The sequence below is a fragment of the Fusobacteriaceae bacterium genome (assembly GCA_031272775.1).
In the GTDB taxonomy this organism is placed as follows: domain Bacteria; phylum Fusobacteriota; class Fusobacteriia; order Fusobacteriales; family Fusobacteriaceae; genus JAISST01.
In genome coordinates this window covers 13,805-33,498 of the sequence record JAISTB010000004.1, presented here as the reverse complement: position 1 = coordinate 33,498, position 19,694 = coordinate 13,805, and the positions used below count along the sequence as shown (strand labels likewise).

General features: G+C 54.5%; 22 protein-coding genes, 1 tRNA gene and 1 riboswitch. Of the genes, 10 read left to right on the top strand and 13 right to left on the bottom strand.

The features are described 5' to 3' along the window. Positions 1 to 5 precede the first annotated feature (5 nt). The 3 genes from thrC to LBQ97_00765 are packed head-to-tail and all read left to right on the top strand — an operon-like array spanning position 6 to position 2,856. On the top strand, positions 6 to 1,511 hold the full coding sequence (gene thrC / locus LBQ97_00775) for a threonine synthase (GenBank protein ID MDR1831250.1): 1,506 nt from the start codon (positions 6 to 8) through the stop codon (positions 1,509 to 1,511). Beyond that, positions 1,508 to 2,383: a homoserine kinase gene (thrB, locus tag LBQ97_00770; protein MDR1831249.1), complete on the top strand. Its 876-nt coding sequence runs from the start codon at positions 1,508 to 1,510 to the stop codon at positions 2,381 to 2,383. The genes thrC and thrB overlap by 4 nt, the downstream gene beginning before the upstream one ends. A 35-nt stretch (positions 2,384 to 2,418) precedes the next feature. Next, positions 2,419 to 2,856, top strand: a complete 438-nt coding sequence (locus tag LBQ97_00765) for an ACT domain-containing protein (protein MDR1831248.1) — start codon at positions 2,419 to 2,421, stop codon at positions 2,854 to 2,856. Positions 2,857 to 3,064: 208 nt separating this feature from the next. Here LBQ97_00765 and LBQ97_00760 read toward each other — a convergent pair whose 3' ends face one another. The 11 genes from LBQ97_00760 to LBQ97_00710 all read right to left on the bottom strand — a co-directional run bounded on the left by LBQ97_00760 (position 3,065) and on the right by LBQ97_00710 (position 12,745). After that, the gene (locus LBQ97_00760) at positions 3,065 to 4,558 is read right to left on the bottom strand and encodes a tripartite tricarboxylate transporter permease (protein MDR1831247.1); all 1,494 of its coding nucleotides are present in this window, start codon (positions 4,556 to 4,558) and stop codon (positions 3,065 to 3,067) included. A gap of 18 nt (positions 4,559 to 4,576) precedes the next feature. After that, a complete protein-coding gene (locus LBQ97_00755) occupies positions 4,577 to 5,086 on the bottom strand; it encodes a tripartite tricarboxylate transporter TctB family protein (GenBank protein ID MDR1831246.1) in 510 nt (169 codons plus the stop codon). Between the two features lie 79 nt (positions 5,087 to 5,165). Further along, complete coding sequence (locus LBQ97_00750) at positions 5,166 to 6,128, bottom strand: tripartite tricarboxylate transporter substrate binding protein (GenBank protein ID MDR1831245.1); 963 nt, start codon at positions 6,126 to 6,128, stop codon at positions 5,166 to 5,168. 41 nt (positions 6,129 to 6,169) lie between these two features. Beyond that, the gene (locus tag LBQ97_00745; GenBank protein ID MDR1831244.1) at positions 6,170 to 6,700 is read right to left on the bottom strand and encodes a chromate transporter; all 531 of its coding nucleotides are present in this window, start codon (positions 6,698 to 6,700) and stop codon (positions 6,170 to 6,172) included. Continuing rightward, positions 6,700 to 7,248 carry a chromate transporter gene (locus LBQ97_00740; protein ID MDR1831243.1) on the bottom strand — a complete coding sequence of 183 codons (549 nt, stop codon included), beginning with the start codon at positions 7,246 to 7,248 and terminating at the stop codon, positions 6,700 to 6,702. The genes LBQ97_00745 and LBQ97_00740 overlap by 1 nt, the downstream gene beginning before the upstream one ends. A 44-nt stretch (positions 7,249 to 7,292) precedes the next feature. Continuing rightward, positions 7,293 to 8,861 carry a citrate lyase subunit alpha gene (gene citF / locus LBQ97_00735; protein ID MDR1831242.1) on the bottom strand — a complete coding sequence of 523 codons (1,569 nt, stop codon included), beginning with the start codon at positions 8,859 to 8,861 and terminating at the stop codon, positions 7,293 to 7,295. A gap of 11 nt (positions 8,862 to 8,872) precedes the next feature. Continuing rightward, entirely contained in the window at positions 8,873 to 9,754 is an 882-nt protein-coding gene (locus tag LBQ97_00730; GenBank protein MDR1831241.1) for a CoA ester lyase, read from the bottom strand. Further along, the gene (gene citD / locus LBQ97_00725) at positions 9,748 to 10,023 is read right to left on the bottom strand and encodes a citrate lyase acyl carrier protein (protein ID MDR1831240.1); all 276 of its coding nucleotides are present in this window, start codon (positions 10,021 to 10,023) and stop codon (positions 9,748 to 9,750) included. Before citD ends, LBQ97_00730 begins: the two co-directional genes overlap by 7 nt. A gap of 36 nt (positions 10,024 to 10,059) precedes the next feature. Next, positions 10,060 to 11,394: an oxaloacetate decarboxylase subunit alpha gene (locus LBQ97_00720; GenBank protein ID MDR1831239.1), complete on the bottom strand. Its 1,335-nt coding sequence runs from the start codon at positions 11,392 to 11,394 to the stop codon at positions 10,060 to 10,062. A 267-nt stretch (positions 11,395 to 11,661) separates the two neighbouring features. Next, on the bottom strand, positions 11,662 to 12,333 hold the full coding sequence (locus LBQ97_00715) for a GntR family transcriptional regulator (GenBank protein MDR1831238.1): 672 nt from the start codon (positions 12,331 to 12,333) through the stop codon (positions 11,662 to 11,664). 335 nt (positions 12,334 to 12,668) lie between these two features. Continuing rightward, positions 12,669 to 12,745: transfer RNA gene (locus LBQ97_00710), tRNA-Pro, on the bottom strand. On the opposite strand from LBQ97_00710, the gene LBQ97_00705 reads away from it, so the two are divergent. From LBQ97_00705 to thiD, 7 genes are all read left to right on the top strand, one after another. Beyond that, positions 12,712 to 12,921, top strand: coding sequence for a hypothetical protein (locus tag LBQ97_00705; GenBank protein ID MDR1831237.1), 210 nt, complete (start codon positions 12,712 to 12,714; stop codon positions 12,919 to 12,921). The genes LBQ97_00710 and LBQ97_00705 overlap by 34 nt on opposite strands. 16 nt (positions 12,922 to 12,937) lie before the next feature. After that, a complete protein-coding gene (locus LBQ97_00700) occupies positions 12,938 to 13,462 on the top strand; it encodes a ferritin (GenBank protein MDR1831236.1) in 525 nt (174 codons plus the stop codon). A 19-nt stretch (positions 13,463 to 13,481) separates the two neighbouring features. Next, positions 13,482 to 13,583: riboswitch (TPP riboswitch) on the top strand. 94 nt (positions 13,584 to 13,677) lie between these two features. Continuing rightward, on the top strand, positions 13,678 to 14,856 hold the full coding sequence (gene cytX / locus LBQ97_00695) for a putative hydroxymethylpyrimidine transporter CytX (protein ID MDR1831235.1): 1,179 nt from the start codon (positions 13,678 to 13,680) through the stop codon (positions 14,854 to 14,856). Then, positions 14,849 to 15,670 (top strand): hydroxyethylthiazole kinase, encoded by an 822-nt coding sequence (gene thiM, locus LBQ97_00690; GenBank protein ID MDR1831234.1) that lies wholly within the window; start codon positions 14,849 to 14,851, stop codon positions 15,668 to 15,670. The genes cytX and thiM overlap by 8 nt, the downstream gene beginning before the upstream one ends. Further along, positions 15,657 to 16,307: a thiamine phosphate synthase gene (gene thiE, locus LBQ97_00685; protein ID MDR1831233.1), complete on the top strand. Its 651-nt coding sequence runs from the start codon at positions 15,657 to 15,659 to the stop codon at positions 16,305 to 16,307. Before thiM ends, thiE begins: the two co-directional genes overlap by 14 nt. Then, positions 16,304 to 16,960: an HAD family phosphatase gene (locus LBQ97_00680; protein MDR1831232.1), complete on the top strand. Its 657-nt coding sequence runs from the start codon at positions 16,304 to 16,306 to the stop codon at positions 16,958 to 16,960. Before thiE ends, LBQ97_00680 begins: the two co-directional genes overlap by 4 nt. Further along, positions 16,953 to 17,744, top strand: coding sequence for a bifunctional hydroxymethylpyrimidine kinase/phosphomethylpyrimidine kinase (gene thiD, locus LBQ97_00675; protein MDR1831231.1), 792 nt, complete (start codon positions 16,953 to 16,955; stop codon positions 17,742 to 17,744). Before LBQ97_00680 ends, thiD begins: the two co-directional genes overlap by 8 nt. Before the next feature lie 63 nt (positions 17,745 to 17,807). Here thiD and LBQ97_00670 read toward each other — a convergent pair whose 3' ends face one another. Together LBQ97_00670 and LBQ97_00665 are read right to left on the bottom strand one after the other, a co-directional pair. Then, positions 17,808 to 18,368: a DUF4276 family protein gene (locus tag LBQ97_00670; protein MDR1831230.1), complete on the bottom strand. Its 561-nt coding sequence runs from the start codon at positions 18,366 to 18,368 to the stop codon at positions 17,808 to 17,810. Beyond that, entirely contained in the window at positions 18,365 to 19,636 is a 1,272-nt protein-coding gene (locus tag LBQ97_00665; protein MDR1831229.1) for an AAA family ATPase, read from the bottom strand. The genes LBQ97_00670 and LBQ97_00665 overlap by 4 nt, the downstream gene beginning before the upstream one ends. Positions 19,637 to 19,694 lie beyond the last annotated feature (58 nt).

The window sequence follows — 19,694 nt, the reverse complement described above, 5'->3', positions numbered from 1 at the left end:
GCAAAATGCAAAAAATTTACGAAAGCACAAGATCCGGAAACATCCGGAAATCAGCGGCAAATGCCATTTTGGAGGGTCTCGCCCCCGACGGCGGCCTCTTTGTTCTTGAACAATCGGCCGAATCGCCCCTCGATTGGCGCGCTCTGGAGGGCAAATCTTACGCGGAGACAGCCAAAGCGGTCTTGGGGAAATTTCTGGATTTTCCCGATGAAGCCCTGACGGAAGCCGTATCTTTAGCCTATGACGGTAAATTTGCCGCGGCGGAACCGGCGAATTTGACGGCCCTGCGGGAAGCGCATATTCTGGAACTCTTTCACGGGCCCACCTGCGCCTTCAAAGATTTCGGCCTGCAAATGTTGCCCCAGCTGATCCGGCTGTCCCTTGAGGCGACGGGACTCAAAAAAGACATCCTCATCGTGACCGCGACCTCCGGAGATACCGGTAAAGCGGCCCTAGAAGGCTTCAAGGACGCGCCCCGCACGAAAATTTTCGTCTTTTACCCCCATGAGAAAGTGAGCCGGATCCAGGCATTGCAAATGCTGACCCAGGAAGGCCGGAACGTAGGCGTCGCAGCGATCCGCGGGAATTTTGACGACGCCCAGAGCGGCGTCAAGGCCCTCTTCGGGGACGCCGCTTTTTTGAAGGCTCTGGATACCGCAAATATTCAGCTCTCCAGCGCCAATTCCATCAACATCGGCCGTCTGGCCGCCCAGACCGTCTACTATGTGTGGGCGTACCTGCGCCTTGTGGACTCAGGCGTGATCCGGGCCGGTGAAAAAATCAATTTCGTCGTCCCCACGGGGAATTTCGGCAATATCCTGTCAGGCTGGTACGCATACCGCATGGGCCTGCCGGTAAACCGCTTTATTTGCGCGTCAAACGCCAATAACGTCCTGACGGATTTTTTAGAGACGGGCAGATATGACCGGAAGCGGGATTTTCTGACGACGATTTCCCCGTCGATGGATATTCTGATTTCAAGCAACCTCGAGCGCCTGCTTTACGGCGCAAGCGGAGGCGATCACGCCAAGGTGGCGGGTCTCATGGGCGACCTCAGGGAAAAAGGCGTCTATCAAGCGGGCGGCGGACTGTTTTCAACGATCCGTGAGATCTTCGCGGGGGCTTGCGCGGATGATGACGCCACCCGACAGACAATCCGCGAGGTTTTTCAAAAAGAGCGCTATGTGCTCGATCCGCATACGGCAGTGGCCTGGCGCGCGTTTGAAGATTGCCGGAACAGGCGGTCCGAACTTTTGGGCGGCTGTCGGACCGTGATCCTTTCCACGGCCTCGCCGTACAAATTCGCGACGGATGTGCTGACGGCCATCGACGGCCCGCAAGAGACGGCCGATCCCTTCGCGCAGATGCGAAGACTGGCTGAGCTCACGGGGACGTCCATTCCCCGAAGTCTCGAAACATTACAGACAAAACCTGTCCTCCATGACGGCGTTGTCGATATTTCCCAAATGGCCGCTTCGGTCCTCAAGGCCCTCGGGGGGATGCGCTCATGATTACGGTCAGAGTCCCCGCCACGAGCGCCAACATCGGCCCCGGCTTTGATACCTTGGGCATGGCCTTTGCCCTCTACGCGGATTTTACGTTCACGGAAATCGCCGAAGGGCTTGAGATCACCGGTTGTGAAGAAAAATACCGGGGCAAAAACAACCTCGTCTACACAAGTTTTCTCGCGGGCCTTTCCCATTTGCGGAAAAGCGTTCCCGGCGTGTCGATCCAAATCAAGTCTGAAATACCCGTTTCCCGCGGGCTGGGCAGTTCTTCGGCCTGTATCGTCGCGGGCATCCTCGGCGCCTACGGCCTCACGGGAACTGAGGTCAACGACAAGGATGTCTTTTCCATCGCGACCGCCATCGAAGGCCACCCCGACAACGTGTCGCCCTCGCTCTACGGCGGACTTACGGCCTCATGCACGGCGGGGGGGCGCGCGTATCTTGAGCGATACCGGATGGACGAGCGTTTTTCCTTTCTCGCGTTGATCCCGGACTTTGAGACGCAAACGAAAGAGGCGAGGCAGGCGCTCCCCGAGGTCTATTCCCGGGCCGACGTCGTCTACAGCCTTTCGCGTTTGGGCGTTATCCTCAAGGCCTTTGAAAATTACGACTGCGATCTGCTCCGCCTCGTCATGGACGACCGCATCCACGAGCCCTACCGCAAAAAACTCATCCCGGAATACGAAGAGGTCAGGGCCCTTTGCCGGGAAACGGACAGCGTCTGCTTCTTCATCTCGGGGAGCGGCCCCACCTTGATGAACGTCATCGAAAGAGACCAAAGCGCCGCCATTATTGAAGAAAAGCTCAAAGCGCTCAAGGGCGGCTGGTCCGCGAAACTCCTGAAAACGGACCGGAACGGCGCGACATTCCTGTAGAAAGAGGCTCAAACATTACCGGAGAGGAGGACAAAATGCTGGACAATTACCTGATTGTGGACAAAAGCGTATTACCTGACGTGTTCCTCAAAGTCGTGGAAGTCAACCGCCTCATGGAGGAAAAGGAATTCCTCAAAGTCAGCGAGGCGGCCAAAAAAGTCGGCATTTCACGGAGTACGTATTATAAATACAAAGATTACGTATTCTTGCCGACAAGCAATATGATCCAGAAAAAGGCGGTGATTTCCTTTATCCTGCACCACAAAAAAGGCGTGCTCTCCAATGTGCTGCGTCTTGTGCTCTCCTCCAATTGCAACATCATCACGATCAACCAGAATATTCCGATCCATACGAAGGCCGTGGTGACCATGAGCATGGACGTCAGCGAAATGAATATCAGCATCGAAGGCTTTATCCGCCGGGTCAGCGAGATCGACGGCGTTTCGAGGGTCAATCTCGTCAGCGTCGAATAAGACAAAAAAAAATAAAATTCCCCTTGACAAATCCCAAAAATATGGTAATATGGTAGAACCAAAGGAAATAACAGGAAACAATAGATTCTTTCCATATAGATCCTTTATGGGATAGATCTCACACAGGGGGCGGCTGTTGCCGTCCCTGCGCTATTTCTGGGGAAAAATCCGGAAAAAAACCGCCGTTTTGAAACGGCGGTTTTTAAGTTTACGCTTTCTTTTTTCCGACAAGCGACTTGAACAGCGGCGTCAGCAGCATGGCGACGCAGATCAGCACGATAACCGCGGTGATCGGTCTCGCGAAAACCGCCTTCATATTGCCGTTGGTGAGCGTATAGGCCCGGCGGAAATTGGACTCGCACATTTGCCCCAGCACAAGCCCCAGCACCAGCGCGGCGGGATTGTAACCGAGCTTTACGAAGGCGTAGCCGATAATGCCGGCCGTCGCCATCAGGACCACGTCGCCGGTATTGTTGGCGAGGGCGTAGGATCCGATCGTAGCGAGCATGATGATCACGGGACCCAGAATATAATAGGGGACGCCCAAAATTTTCGCGAAGATCTTGGCGATCAGCATCGATACGATGACCATGATGATATTGGTCAGGAACATGGAGCCGAAGACCGCCGCCATATAGCGAGGCTGGGTCTTCATGAGAATGGGGCCCAGCTGCACGCCCTTGACGACAAGGGCCGTCAGCATAATGGCCGCCGCGTTGCCGCCGGGGATGCCGAGAGACAAAAGCGGTACCATGGAGCCTGCGGTGGCGGCGTTATTGGCGCATTCCGAGGCCACAATGCCGTCGGGGATCCCGGTTCCCAGGTCTTTGGCGTTTTTCCCGACCTTTTTTTCTATGGCATAGGACAGAAATGACGCGATGGTCGCGCCGGCGCCGGGTAGGATCCCGACAATCGTGCCCAGCGTGGAGGATCGCAGCATCGTCCATTTTGTTTTCCACAATTCGAGGAATGAGGGCAGAACCGTCGCCATTTTCCCGTCGCTTTTCGTGTCGAGGGCTTCAAGCTTGCTCCTGTCCTGGGTTTCCTTCAATACTTCCGTCACGGCGAAAAGCCCGATCATAATGGGGATCATCTCGATTCCCGACAGCAGCGTGGAATTTCCCCAGGTGAATCTCGGTACGCCCAGCATGGGATCCATGCCGACGCAGGCGAGAAAAAGCCCCAGAAGTCCCGAAATCAAGGTTTTGACCATCTTGTCGCTGTCGAGATACGAAAGCACCGAGAGCCCCAAAAAGGCTACGGCAAAGAGTTCCGAAGGGCCGAATTTAAGCCCGATATTGGCCAGCTGCGGCGTCACCAGGGCCATGGCCAGGGCCGCCAGCTGTCCGCCTACGGCGGAGGCGATCAAGGAATAGCCCAGGGCCTTGCCCGCTTCCCCCCGCTGGGCCATGGGATAGCCGTCAAAGGTCGTCGGGGCGTTGGAAGGCGTTCCGGGGATCTTGAACAGAATTGCCGTGATGCCGCCGCCGGTAATGGCCGCGCAATAGACGCTGCTCATAAAGGCGATGGCTACGACCGGATTCATGGCGTAGGCGAAAGGCAGGCAGAGCGCCACGGCCATGGCCGCCGATACGCCGGGCATGGCGCCGAATACGGTCCCCAGTATGGTCCCCGCGGCGATCAGCAGAAAGGTCGAGGGCGTAAGTACAATTTTCAGACCCATAACCAGTAATTTAAACATAAGTCATCTCCCCCTTCCTCAAAACATCAACAAGCTTTCCGTAAAGAGCGCAAAACTGCGGAAAGGTCCGATTCCACGGGCCAGCATGATTTTCAGCGCCCCCTGGAACAGCACATAGATAATGGCCGTGATGACCAGCGAAAACAGGACCAGTTTTCCCTTTTGTTTCGCGCCGATCAAGAGGCCGTAAGAGAACAAAAACAAAAAGCTGACGGGAATAAAGCCGATTTTCGAATAAAGCAGCGCCATTGCCGCCACGAGGATCATCCCCACAAAGAGCTTGCTCCTGACAAAGGCCTTGAGATTCAGATCGGCAAAGAGCGCTTTGGCGTCCTTTTTTTCCTGCTTCGCGTTTTTCAAAATGTTGTACAGATTCACGATCGTCAAAACGATCAGAAAGAATAAAATAATCCGCGGCCAAAAGGCTGCGCCCAGTTCCGTCGGCGTCGGCGCGGGAGACGTTGTCCCCACGAGAATAAAGCAATAGACGGAAAAAATGAGCAGCGCGCCGGAAAAGAGTATATCCATTCACATTCACCTGTTCCTTTTTTTAAAGAATGGGGAGTACGGTCGCACTCCCCATCCGGAGATTCCTGAAAAGCAGGCTTTATTTCTTGCCGAACAAAGCGGAAAGATCCTTGTAATCTTTATCCCAGGCGGCCTGATAGTCGGCCGTGTTCTTCCAGCCCGGTCTCTGGTCCAGGCCCTGTTCCTTGGCCCAATTCTGGAATTCTTTGCTGGCAACGGCTTTTTCCGCAGCCGCTTCGAAGGCCTTCAGCGCCGCTTCGGGCGTTCCCTTGATGTAGAAAATCCCTCTGGCGGGTCCGAAGAAGGCGTTCAAGCCCACTTCGCCGGCGCACTGCACTTTATCCAGCTTCGGCAGCGTCAGTCTCTGTTCCGTGCAGCTCAGGATCGCTTTCATGTCGCCCGATTCGATCAGGGCCGATACTTCGGCGGGTCCTACGCAGCCCAGAGCCACATGTCCGCCGAGGATGTCGGCGTTGAGCTGGGCCCCTTCCGTATAGGCCACCGCTTCCACGTCGCCCTGCCAGGCGGCGGCGACGCAGGCCGCGTCGAGACCCGTAATGGTCATAACGCCGCATTTTACCTTGCCGGGGTTCTTCTTGCAGTATTCCTTCAGTTCTTCATAGGTGCTGTAGGGGGAATCTTTGCTGGTCACAAAAATGTTCACGTCGTGTACCAGCTGGGTCAGCGGGTGGATCGTCCCGTACACGTCATAGTCCGTCTGGCCGGTAATCTGAGCCAGCAGCGGCGAGGGAGTGCACAGCACATAGGTGTAGCCGTCCGTGGGCTGTTTCGAGGCGAATTCAACGCCTGTCACGCCGCCCGCGCCAGCTTTGTTGTTTACGACTACGGGTACGCCGATGACTTTTTCCAACGCGCTCGTAAAGGCCCGAAGCGTGGTGTCCGCTCCGCCTCCGGCGCCCCAGGGGCAGATGATCTCAATTTTCCGTTCCCATTTCCAATCGCCGGCGGCTTTTCCGGAAGCCGTGGCGCAGACGCCGAAAATCAGCGCAAGCAGCATCAAGATGACATTTCTTCTCTTCATAACAACTCTCCTTAAAATTTTGTAGTGTGTAGTATGGTATATTATCCCAAAAGCAGACCCAGTACCGCTGAGATGAGTATGGTTTTGGGTATGGTCAACCGGATTTTCAGAAGGCAGAATCCCGCGACGACGCCGATCAGGACAAGATTCCAGCGGACGCCGAGGGTTGCCGCAAAATATGTCGTTTTCCCCAGGGTAATCATGAGCGCAAAGATCATGCCGAGACAAACGGGCCGGATGGCGGCCATAACGGTCTCCAGAAGCGTATTGCCGCGAAGCCGCATGATAAAGTACGTCGCGACCATGCAGAGCGTAAGGGAGGGAACCATGGCGCCGAGGCTTGCCGAAAGCGCGCCCGGTATGCCGCCCGCGCGAAGGCCCACAAAGGTCGCGCAGTTGATCCCCAGAGAGCCCGGCGTCATTTCCGCGATGGCGACGATGTCCATGACTTCCGTCGGCGTCATCCAGCCGTAACGGAGGACGACGTCGTTGATGACCGGAACCATGGTGAGCCCGCCAAAGCTGAAAAAGGCGATTTTCGCGAAGGACAGGAAGAGCAGCAGACACAGCATCAGGACCGCCTCCTTTTCCAGAGGACGAGTCCCGCCGCGACGCCCAGCCCGATCACAAGGAGCTTGTTTGCGCCGGTAAAGGCGCAGAGCGCGAAGGAGACCGCGAGCAGTATCCGGCTGGCTTTCCCTTTGACCGCGGCTTTCCAGAGCTTGATGCCCGCGGAGAGAATAATGGGGATTACCGAGGCCCGGACGCCGTTCAGGATTTTTTCCGCCCGGGGATTTCCCTTGAGGCTTGCGTAAAAGTATGTCACAAGGCCGATGGCGACCACCGCCGGCAGCGACAGACCCACGGCCGCCGCAAATGCGCCGGGGATTCCCGCCAGCGTGTAGCCCGACATGACCGCGAAATTGATGACCATGATCCCGGGAAAGGTCCTTGCGAGGGAAGTGAAGTCCACAATCTGCTCTTCGGTCAGCCAGGGCCGTTTTTCTACAAATTCAGTCTGCATTTGAGCGATTATGCTCCACCCGCCGCCGAAGGTAAAACACCCCAGCTTGCACATCACACAGAATATGAGCGCTGTCCGCTTCCATTTTCCGTCCAATCGGGCGCCTCCCACGGAATGTATTCTCTAATGTAGTATTGAATTTATTGATTTTCTTTGATCTGCCGAATGACGTCAAGGACGGTTCCGTCCCGGTATTCGACGACGCCGACGATGACGTCGGTATATTCGGGTTTTGCCGGTACTCCGGTCAGCTTTTCCACTTCCCGGCGCAGATCCGCCATGCTTTTCAGCGGAATCCCCGCTTCCGTCAGCGCCCGGATCAAATCCGTCCGCCTGGGGTTGACACAGACCCCCCGTTCGGTCACAAGGACGTCCACGGTCTCGCCGGGCGTACTGATATGCGTCACATGGTCCTTCACAATGGGGATCCGCTTTCGCATGGAGGGCGCGACCACAAGAGTGAGTTTTGCCCCGGCCGCCGTATCGGGCGCGCCGCCCAGAGCCCCCATAATCGTGCCGTTGGAATCCGTCAGGGAATTGATGTTGAATTCCTCGTCAATTTCCGTGGCCGAGAGGATCATGATATCCAGCATATGAGCCGTACAGCCCTTGTTGTGGGGGTTGGCGTACATGGAGGCCGACATCTCCACATGGGAGGCGTTGACGGCCATGGATTTGGCCGAACTGTCGTCAAAGCTCTGGGTATCGAGCAGGGTTTCGAAATAGCCCTCATTGAGGAGCTCCACCATGGTGGCCGTAATGCCGCCTGCGCCGAAAGACCCTTTGATTTGATTTTCCCGCATATAGTCTTTGATAAAGCGGCAAACCGCGAGAGAAGCCCCTCCGGTCCCCGCCTGGAACGAAAAGCCGTTTTTGACGGCTCCGGCCGCGATAAGGACTTGGGCGGCCCGCTCCGCGATCAGGAGTTCCTGCGGGTTTTTCGTGATCCGGATCGCGCCCGCCGAGATCTGCTCGGGATCTCCGATGGATTCCACCGGAACGACGTAGTCGATCAGGGTCATGGGGATACTGATCCGTTTCAGCGGAAAGGGAACGAGATTGTCGGTGATGACAACGACCTTTTCAGCGTAGCCGGCGTCCACCATGGGATAGCCCATGGAACCGAAGGCCGATTTTCCCTCGCAACCGTTGATGTTGCCCATGGGATCGCTGACCGGCGCCGCCACAAAGGCCACGTCGATTTTTGTCTCGCCCGCCTCTATGGCCCGGGCTCTGCCGCCGTGGGTCCGGAAAATGACCGGTTTCCCTAAAATATTCTGACGGGAGACCGCTTTGGCGATGCCTCCCCGCAGACCTGAGGTCTGAAGCCCCGTAACCACGCCGGACTTAATGTGCTCAAGGAGCGGCTCGTGGGCGTTGGTCAACGAAGAGGCGCAAATCGTGAGATTTTTGATACCGAGACGGGCGATCTCATCCATCACGAGGTTCAGGACATAGTCGCCGTTTCGCAAATGGTGATGAAAGGAAATCGTCATACCGTCTCTGAGACCTGTTTTTTCGATGGCTTCCGCGATATTTCCGAGGACTTTGACGGTCCCGGGCGGGCAAGTCCCCTTGGCGGGCGCGTATTTTTTTCCCTGAGGCGCCGTGGCGAAGGCTCCGGCGAAGGGTTTGACCTCGCCGTAGCCGTCGATCCGTGACGGGAGCGTAATCCCGGATTTTGTAATTACTTGCTGTTCCGTTGCCATATCGCTCCTCCTCATGCAATAATGCCCGCGCCCCTCGCGAGACGCACGACTTTTTCCGCTTTGGCGATCACCGGAATATCCACCATTTTGCCGTTTACGGTGATGACGCCGCCTTTTTCGATATCCGCGTCTTTTGCCGCCTCGAGGATCGCGAGGGACTTTTCGATTTCCTCCCGCGAGGGCGTAAAGACTTCGTGTACAATTTTGATCTGCGATGGGTGAATGCAGGATTTTCCGGCAAATCCGAGGTTCATGGCCATCCGGACTTCTTCCCGGAACCCTGCCTCGTCATTGATGTCGGCCCAGACCGTATCCACGGCGTCGACGCCCGCGATGGCGGCCGCCATGACGACCATGTTCCGGGCGAGGAAAATCTCATTCCCCGCCTTGGTCCGTTGGGCCCCGATGGAGCGGGTAAAGTCCTCGGCCCCGAAGGAGACGGACTCGACCCTTTTGGAGGCCGTCGCTACGGCCAAGGCGTTTGTGACGCCCAGGGGCGTTTCCAGCGAGCATTGGATCTGGCAGGAACCCGGTTCTATTCCGTATTTTGTTTCAAGTTCCGTCAAAAGCGCGTCGAGCTCCCTGACCTGTTCCGGCTTCTCGCACATGGCGAGGCGCATCCGCCGCAGGCCCGCGGGGACGAGGGTCTCCACGTCGGCCCGGCCGAATTCCGTGTAGAGCGGGTTAATCCGGGCGTAGATCTGGGTATCGCCGTAGTCCATGACGCGCAAGGCCTCGGCCAGCAAATCCCGGGCCGCGTCCTTTTCGGCGTATTTGACGGCGTCCTCCAGATCGAAGATCACGCAGTCCGCGCCGTAAAGATGGGCCGTAAAGAGGTTCTTCGGCGTATCGGCCGGAGAAAAGAGCATGGTTCGCTTGGATTTTTTCAGCAATTCCCATCGCCTCCCCTTTGCGCCCGTTTGACGGCGGTCTTGACCCGGGCCCGGATCGCGAAATCCAAAGCGCCGAAATCTTTGACCGTGACGGCGGCGTTTTCCAGGCCCAGTTCCGCCAGCGCGTCCTTTACGGCCTGTACCATCAGGGGGCCGAACATTTTTTTCAGTTTGGAGTCGAGGGTAATGTCGACGCCGCTGTGATCGAGATCGACGGTCACAAGGACGTCCGAATCCTTTTCGTTTCCGCAAATGCCTGTTCTGCTCATTGCTTTACCTCATTTATGGAGATGTTTTCTGTTTTTTTATCTGGTTTCCAGGTATTTTTTCGCGATATCGGGATAAATCGCGTACATCAGGAGATCTTCGGGCGTTTTGGCCAGGGCGCCGATTTCTTCCTGACATTTCGGGAGCTCCGGCGCCAAAAGATCCGCCGGGCGTACGGTCACCGGGACGTCGTCGCCGATGATCTTTTTCTGGATCTCGGGGTCAAAGGGCGCGGGCGGCTGTCCGTAGAGACCTTTGACATAGTTTTTGATTTCTTTGGGGACCACTTTGTAGCGTTCGCCCATCATGACGTTAAATACGGCCTGGGCGCCCACCATCTGGGACATGGGCGTCACCAGCGGCGGATAGCCGAGGTCTTTTCTCACGAGAGGCACTTCCTTCAGCACGGCCTCGTATTTGGAAAAGGCCTTCATGCCTTCGAGCTGGGCCATGAGATTGGACAGCATGCCGCCGGGGATCTGGTAGATCAGGGCCTTGGGGTCCGTATACATGGCGTTGATTTTCAAAATGCCCTCTTTCACGTATTCGGCCCGGATCGGCTTGAAATAATCGGCGATTTCCTCGAGAAGGGCCATATTGAGCCCGGGATCGAGATCCGTCCCCTGCCAGGTCGCCTGGAAAACTTCGGTGGCCGGCTGGCTCGTTCCGCTGGAAAGCGTCGAAATGGCCGTATCGATGCAATCCGCGCCCGCTTCGACGGATTTCTGGTACATGAGTTGCGCCACGCCGCTCGTGCAATGGGTGTGCATCTCGATGGGAAGCGCCGTGATTTTTTTGAGTTCTTTGATCAGGGCGTAGGCCTCGTTGGGGAGCAGGATCCCCGCCATATCCTTGATACAGATGGAATCCACGCCCAGTTGCTCCAATCCTTTGACCTTATTCACATAATAGTCTATCGTGTGGACCGGGCTCGTGGCGTAGGCGATACAACCCTGGCAGTGGCCGCCGTACTTCTTTGTGGCCGCGATGGAGGACTCGAGGTTCCTCAGATCGTTGAGGGCGTCGAAGGTCCGGATGATGTCGATGCCGTTTTCAATGGATTTGGCGACGAAGAGCTCCACGACATCGTCGGCGTAATGCCGGTATCCCACTAAATTTTGGCCCCGCACAAGCATTTGCAGCTTTGTTTTTTTCGTTCTTTTCTTGATTTCCCGGAGTCTTTCCCAGGGATCTTCGTTGAGGTAGCGGATGGCGGAGTCAAAGGTCGCCCCGCCCCAGATTTCCATGGCGTGATAGCCGACTTCGTCCATTTTTTCAATGATCGGTAGCATCTCGGATGTTTTCAGTCTTGTGGCCAGGAGGGACTGGTGTCCGTCCCGCAAACAGGTTTCCGTGATTTTTACTGCTGACATAATGCTTCCTCCTTTTACCGGAAAAAGGCGTATATCCCGTCTCAAACCCTTCAATGACGCTGCTTCCCGAAAACTTTGGATACAGTATTCAGTGTACAGGTCTTAGTATGAATATACAACATTTTTACCCGGATGTCAACTGAAATTTTTGTATTTTTTATGGTCAAATGGTATGGATAACGCGTTTAATGTTCGCTTTCAAATCAAAATGTCTGATATAAGAAAACCGCTATAATGCTGTGCGGTTTATTATGGCGGTTTTGACGGTTATTCAGCTTTGGGCTCGTTGATCTGGCCGAAGTATTTCGAAACAAAGTCCATGGACCGGGTCAGATGCCGATGATTCAGGTCAAGGAGCCGGTCGAGGTCTTTGTTTTTGATGAGCTCCAGCATTTCCGAATGATCGGCGAAGGCCGCCTGCTGTCTGTCCTTGTTTTCTATGGACATCCGGCGGATCTGCTCAAGGTAGGACGTCATGTTTTTCACCATGTCCGTAACCCTCTGCAAGCGGGAAATCCGGTGGAGTTCCAGATTGAAGCGGGAGAAGAGCCGAAAGACATTTTTGTCGTTCTTTTTCTTCATCTGCTCCGCCGTATCGCGGATAATCCGCTCAATGACCGCGATGTCCTCTTCGGTCGCGTATTTGACAACTTCCTCCAGCACGATGTCTTCGAGCGCGATCCGGATCCGGTAGAGCTCCCGGAGTTCTCCGCCCGTGACTTTTTTCACAATAACGCCGCCCGTGTCGTTGTTTTCCACGAGACCCTCGAGTTCCAGCATCCTCAAGGCCTCACGGATCGGGGTCCTGCTGATCTGAAACTTGTGGGAATACTCGATTTCCTTGATCCGTTCTCCCGGCGGGATTTCCCCGTCGAGAATCATTTTTCTCAGGATTTCATAAGCCTGCTCCCGCATGGATTTCGTCTTTTCGATGATCATGTCGCGCTCCTGTGTAGGGATAAATTTCCGACGTTTTCTTTATCGTCACTCTTATTATAGTACGCTTTTCAAAAAAAAGCAAATTTCCGGGCGGAGAATTCTCATGAGAAAAAGTCATCGGATGTTTTTTATTACTTTGCATATACCATTAATTGTTACAAATTTGAAATCAATCCATAAAATAAACACTGTCACGCCTGTTTTCAATATTTATTGGATTTTATAAATTTTATATTTTTTTATATTTTTGGCATTTCGGGGAAAGTGGTCAACAAGTAAGGATTTTTTGAAAGAAAAAAGCCTTTCGGAGTTTCCGAGAGGCTTTGTTGTTTTCATGGTCGGAATGACTGGATTCGAACCAGCGGCCTCTTGCACCCCATGCAAGCATTCTACCGGGCTGAACTACATTCCGTCAAGTTGCTGCGCGATCATCCGCACAGCTTTAATATTATAGCACAAAATTTTTGTTTTGAAAAGCTGAAAAATATTTTTTCTGAAAAAAGCGGTAAAATATGCGGTAAAATCGCTGAAAAATCTTTCTGTTGCATAAAAGAAAAAATGTGGTATAATTGGGAAAAGAGACATTGACACAAAGGAGTGAGCTATGATTAAAGAAAAAGTGGCAAAGGTTTTAAACGACCAAATCAACGCGGAATTCTACTCGGCCTATCTCTATCTGGCCATGTCGGCCTGGGCGGACATTCAGGGCTTCAAGGGCTTCGCCAACTGGCTCAGGATTCAGGCCAAGGAAGAGATGGCCCACGGGACGCACATTTACGATTTTCTTCTGGACCGGGATTATCAGCCGTCCTTCGACGCGGTAAAAAAGCCCGAGGGCAAATGGAAGACGCTGGTCGAAGTCTATGAGCAGGTTTTGAAGCACGAACAGCATGTGACGGATCTTATCAACAACATCGCCACGGTCAGCCTCAAAGAAGCCGACCACGCGAGTTACAACTTTATCATGTGGTATGTGAACGAGCAGGTGGAGGAAGAGGCCACGGCCAATGAAATTCTCACCAAGCTGCGGTTGATCGGCGACAACGTGAGTCAGATCTACACGCTGGATACGGAATTCGCGGGCAGGACCTTTACGGATCCCTTCGCGGGGACGTCCTCCGATACCTGAAGATCAAAAAAACCGAATAATCAAGAAACAGGGGAGCCGGGGGACCGGCTGAGAGGAATTTATTCGACCCTTTTGACCTGATGCGGATAATGCCGCCGTAGGAAGTTTTGACAGCAAACGTAAAAGGTTGAAATTCATATTTCAACCTTTTTTGTCGGAAAAAATAAGCCGAATCCGTCGGATTTCCCCCTGTTCCCCATACTAAAGGAGGAATTATGGAACAAGAGAAAAGCTCTACCCTGTCCCAGGGCCTGATCTGGTTCGGGGCGGCGGTCTCCATCGCCGAGATCCTGACCGGAGCGCTTTTCGCGCCGCTGGGTTTGAAAAAGGGTTTTGCCGCCATTATCGCGGGGCACGTAATCGGCTGCGGGCTGCTCTATCTCGCGGGGGTCATCGGGGCGAGGACCGGAAAAAGCGCCATGGAGACCGTCAAGATCTCCTTCGGGCAAAAGGGCTCGCTGCTTTTTTCCCTGCTGAATGTGCTGCAACTGGCGGGCTGGACCGCGATCATGATCGCTTCGGGCGGGGAATCGGCCGCGACCGCCGCGCCTTTTTTGGGGGTCTCTCTCTGGGAATGCGCCATCGGGGCGCTGGTTCTCGTCTGGATCCTCATTGATTTCAGGCATTTGCAAAAATTGAATCTCGCGGCCATGAGCGCGCTCTTTCTGCTGACGCTGGTTCTCTCCACGATCGTCTTCAAGGGGGGAAAATCGCTGCCCTCGGCGGAAGCGCTTTCTTTCGGGGTCGCCGTGGAACTTTCGGCCGCCATGCCCCTTTCGTGGCTCCCCTTGATCTCCGATTACACCCGCTCTTCAAAGGATCCCGGGAAAGCCCCTGCCGTCAGCGCTCTCGTCTATTTCGCGACGAGCTGCTGGATGTACGCCATCGGCATGGGCGCGGCCCTCTACACCGGAGAAAGCGATATCGCCAAGATCATGTCGGGCGTCGGGCTTGCCGCCATTGCGTTGTTCATCGTGGTCTTTTCCACAGTAACGACGACGTTTCTGGACGTCTGGTCGGCTGGAGTCAGCAGCGAGAGCGTCTCCCGGCATTTCCGGGAAAAGCCCGCGGCCGCCCTTGTTTGCATTCTGGGGATACTGCTCGCGGTTTTTACGCCGATTACGCGAATGGAGGGCTTCCTCTATCTGATCGGCTCCGTCTTCGCGCCGATGATCGCGATCCTCATCGTCGATTATTTTATCCTCGGGCGGGACGCCGGGAAAAAGGCTTATGATTTGGGCAATCTTCTGATCTGGCTCGTGGGCTTCGTCCTGTACAGGATCTTTCTGAAGATCGACACCCCTCTTGGAAATACGCTTCCCGTGATGATACTTACGGGTGGACTGTGTATTGTGGTCAGAAAATTTTTTATGAAAGGAGTTCTTCATGTTTAAGGAAAAACTGGAAAATTTACGGAAAAACGGCGCGCTGATTCATAACATCACGAATTACGTCACGGTCAACGACGTGGCCAATATCCTGCTGGCCTCGGGGGCGGCCCCCATCATGGCCGACGAGATCGACGAAGCCGCTGATATTACCTCGATTTGCGGGGGGCTCGCCATCAATATCGGGACGCTCAACCGGCGCACGATTCCCGCCATGTTCGCGGCGGGCAAGAAAGCCAACGAACTCAGGCACATGGTCGTGCTCGATCCCGTGGGAGCCGGGGCTTCGACGCTCAGGACGGAAACGGCGACCGGGTTGCTTCATGAAATCAGATTTACCGCCATTCGCGGAAATATCTCGGAAATCAAAGCCATTGCCGCCGGAACCTCGGGGACCCAGGGCGTCGACGCCAACGTGGCCGACAAGGTGACCGACGAAAATCTTGAGAACGCGGTTTCCTTTGTCAAGAGCTTTTCCCGGGAAACGGGGGCGCTCATTATCGCCACGGGCGCAATCGACCTTGTGGCCGACAAAGATACGGCCTATGTGATCCGGAACGGTCATCCCGATATGAGCCGGATCACCGGCACGGGCTGTATGCTCTCGGCCCTGGTCGCGGCTTACCTCACCGCAAATCCCGACGATCTGCTGACCGCGGCCGCGGCCGCCGTTGTCGCCATGGGTTTCGCCGGAGAGACCGCCCGGGCCCGCATGACGGAAAAAGACGGAAACGGCGCCTTCCGGCAATATTTGCTGGACGCCGTCTACGCCATGACGGGGGAGGCGCTGGAAGCGGGGGCGAAATATGCGCTCCGATAGCGGATATCTGACGTTTTACGCGGTCACGGACCGGGCCTGGATCGGGGAAAACTCCCTGGCCCTGCAGGTGGAATCCGCCTTGAAAGGAGGCGTCTCCTGCGTACAGCTGCGGGAAAAGGACCTGCCTTTTGCGGATTTCCTCGCGGAAGCCCGTGAAATAAAGAATCTGTGCCGCCGCTACGACGTTCCCTTTATCGTCAACGACAATGTGGATATCGCCATCGCCACGGGAGCGGACGGGGTACATATCGGGCAAAGCGACGAGCCCGTGGAGGTTGTCCGGAAGCGGATCCCCGGGGATATGCTGCTGGGCGTTTCCGCCCAGACTGTTGAAGACGCCCTGCGCGCCGAAGCGCAGGGGGCCGATTATCTTGGCGTCGGCGCGGTATTTCCCACGGCCACGAAACCCGACGCCATAACCGTTTCAAAAGAGACGCTGGCGTCCATTTGCAAGGCGGTCCGGATCCCTGTCGTCGCCATCGGGGGCATTACGAAAGAAAATTTGCCGACGTTGTGCGATACGGGAATCGCCGGGGTCGCCCTGGTATCGGCCGTATTCGCGGCGCGGGATATCGAGCGCGAATGTCGCGCATTGAAAACGGCGATTGAGGACATCGTGAGGGTGAGGAAAATATGATCAAGCTACGGGGGGCGGTTTTTGACGCAGACGGGACGCTGCTGGATTCCATGGCAATCTGGAAGGATCTGGGGGCGATGTTCCTGCGAAAACGGGGCGTCGAAGCCGAGGCGGGCCTTTCGCAAACCCTTCAGGCCTTGGAGATGGCGGAAGTGGCCGCTTACTTGAAAAAGACCTACGGCCTGCCCGGGGAGATCCCGCAGATTTTGGAAGAAATCACGGACATGGTCCGGGAGTTTTACGCCTTTACCGTGGAAGCCAAGCCCGGCGTCCTGCCTTTTTTGGCAAAGCTGAAGGCGCGAGGCATTCCCATGTGTATCGCTACCTCAAATTTTCGCTGGCTTTTGGCGCCTGCCCTCGAGCGTTGCGGAATCTCGGCCTATATACCGGATATGTTTACGGCCGTCGAGTTGGAGACCGGGAAGGCGGAACCCCTGATCTTTGATCGGGCTCGGGAGCGTCTGGGCACGTTGCCCGGGGAAACCGTCGTCTTCGAAGACGCCCCCTACGCCATGAGGACAGCGAAAAACGCGGGATATCAGGTAGTCGCCGTCTATGACGACTGGTACCGGGACGCGCGGGAGGAAATCGAAGGGCTGGCCGACGCGGCCATTACGACATTTGATGAAACGGAGGGGATTTTCGATGTATAAAGTATTGACCATTGCGGGTTCCGACTGTAGCGGCGGAGCGGGAATCCAGGCGGACATAAAAACCATGACGGCCCACAGGATGTACGCCATGAGCGCCATCACCGCCCTTACCGCGCAAAATACCCTCGGCGTGAGCGATATCCTTGGCGTGACGCCGGCCTTTCTCAAAAACCAGCTGGATTGCATATTTACCGATATTTACCCCGACGCCGTCAAAATCGGCATGGTGGCGGACAGCGCCCTGATCGAAGCGATTGCCGAAAGGCTTCGCTTTTATCATGCGAAAAACATCGTGGCGGATCCCGTCATGGCGGCCACTTCGGGCGCGAGGCTCCTGGCCCCCGGCGCGCAGGAGGCGCTGATCAAAACGCTGCTCCCTCTGGCGACCGTCATTACGCCCAATATTCCCGAGGCCGAAATGCTCTGGGGATGTCCGGTCCGCAATGAAGCCGATATGGTACAGGCGGGCTTCGCCATTTCCGAACAAACCGGGACATCCGTTCTCGTCAAAGGCGGCCATAATGTCGCGGACGCGTCCGACGTCCTCATTGAAGACGGAAAGGCCCAGTGGTTCCATGCCGAACGGATAGCCAATCCCAATACGCACGGTACCGGTTGTACGCTTTCGTCGGCCATTGCCTGCAATCTGGCGGCAGGCTTCCCGCTGGCTCAAAGCGTCAGCCGAGCCAAGGACTATCTGACGGGGGCGCTGGCTCAAATGCTGGACCTCGGTCAGGGCGCGGGACCTCTCGATCACATGTGGCGGCTGGCAATCAAAGGGTAAATTTGTTCATCTTTATCAAGAAAAATTTCAGACTCCTGTGCATGGGGGTGGTTTTTCGGCAAGTCAAGCGATCCCGCAAATCCTTCGAATCCCAGAAATCAGCACATTAAAACTTTGTGAAGCATTTCCTTCGATAGAAATGATTTTCCCGATTTCCCGGGAACTGCCTATTTTTTGATAAATCCCGCGCGTTAATCTATCCAGTTCTCTTGACGGATGTTGAATCTTATCCGGGTTCCTGTATCCAGCCTTTCCGGAAAGCGTCGCCAAGCCATTCAAGCCCAAAGCCTTTCCGGTTGCGGATAAGTCGCCGATATAAAAACTTTCCAATTCGTGGCAGGCGATTCTGACCAAAGTATCGGGTTTCCCGGCCGCCATGCATAAATGCGCCAATTTTTCCTTGACTTTGGTACAAATTGCCGCATCCTGATCTCTCATTACAAGAAACAGCGTGTCGGGTTTCTTCCAGCAGCGCAATTTTCTTTCAATTTGTTTCTCCAAATCCTGTTTTCCCTGAAAAACGACATATCGTACTTCTACGTCTTCCGGAAGTATACGGGGAAGGACGCCTTCGAGAAAAGCCCTGGCGGAAGGTTCTTCCAAAAAACAAGCCAGCGTCCTCATTTGGGATCAACATCCCCGAAGAAGCCTTGATTCCACAGATATCCCATCTGATCTCCGTCTTCCATGAACGCCTTGATCTGCTCGTTGTCGGAAGCCCGCCTGATTTCCGTATAGCCGTCTTTTTTCTCGAGCCAGAAGACTTCGTCCAATCGCGCGGCATTGAGAAAATCCGGAGAATGGGTGGAAACCATGACTTGTTCTCCCCGATTCGCGTATTCACGAAACTCCTCGGCAAGTTCCTGCAGCAACTTGGGATACAGCTGGTTTTCCGGCTCTTCCACGCAGAGCAGCGGATAGGGTTTCGGATCATTCAGCAGCACCAAGTACGCGAGCATTTTTATTGTTCCGTCAGAGACAAATTTTGCGAGAAAGGGATCCTCAAAGGCGCCATCCTGGAATTTCAGCAAAACGCGGCCTTCTTCTGTAGTTTTTGCCTCCACATGATTGATCCCCGGGATACGTTTTTTCATTTTATCCAGGATTATCGCAAATTTATCCGGATGATGCTTATATAAATATTCGACTACCAGCGACAGATTCTCCCCTTCCCGGGAAAGATGCTCCGCAAAATTGGCTTCCTGCTCAGGTCTGGCTTTGCTGATATGAAAATCAGAAACATACCAGTTTTCGATCAGTTCGCCTAAAGCCACAACAGCCGGAAAGCGTTCAAATTGAGCAAGTCCCTTGATTGCCAGTATGTCATTGGATTTCAATGACTGCTCCTCCCTATCGAGCTGGTTCACATCGGATACTTTTTCAGCCTCATTGGTCACTGCTTTTCCTTTGCCGTCAGAAAAATCCAAAAATCGCCAAGGCTGTCCTTTTGATCCTCTCCGATAACTTAAGATTTCCTGCTCGACATATGCCCTTCCGTTTCTTTCGTTCAATTTCAGTTGATAGGTAATGAGCAGTTGTTTGTTTTTATCGTTCACAACTTTTTCGTTTCTGAATTTCAGCGTAATCTCAACAGACTCGTTGTATGCCGCGCCGCGCGTTCTGACTTCCTGCAGCCCGCGACTGCCTCCCAGTTTGGAAAGCGCCACATTGACATTACTGGCCATTGCGTCCTTCAGGAACCCCAACACATTGAAAATTGTGCTTTTCCCGGACCCGTTGGCCCCAACAATTACACAAAACGGCGGTATATCTTTCATTTCCGCATTCCTGAAGGCTTTGAAATTCCTCAATATAATGGATTCTATCATTTGAGACTCCTTTAAAATTGTCTTTTTCACATTATAAACTATATTTTCCGCTTTGTCTATCATAAAAAAAGCGCTTTTTCCTTGCCCAAATTTCCAAAATATGCTACACTACTTCTAAACT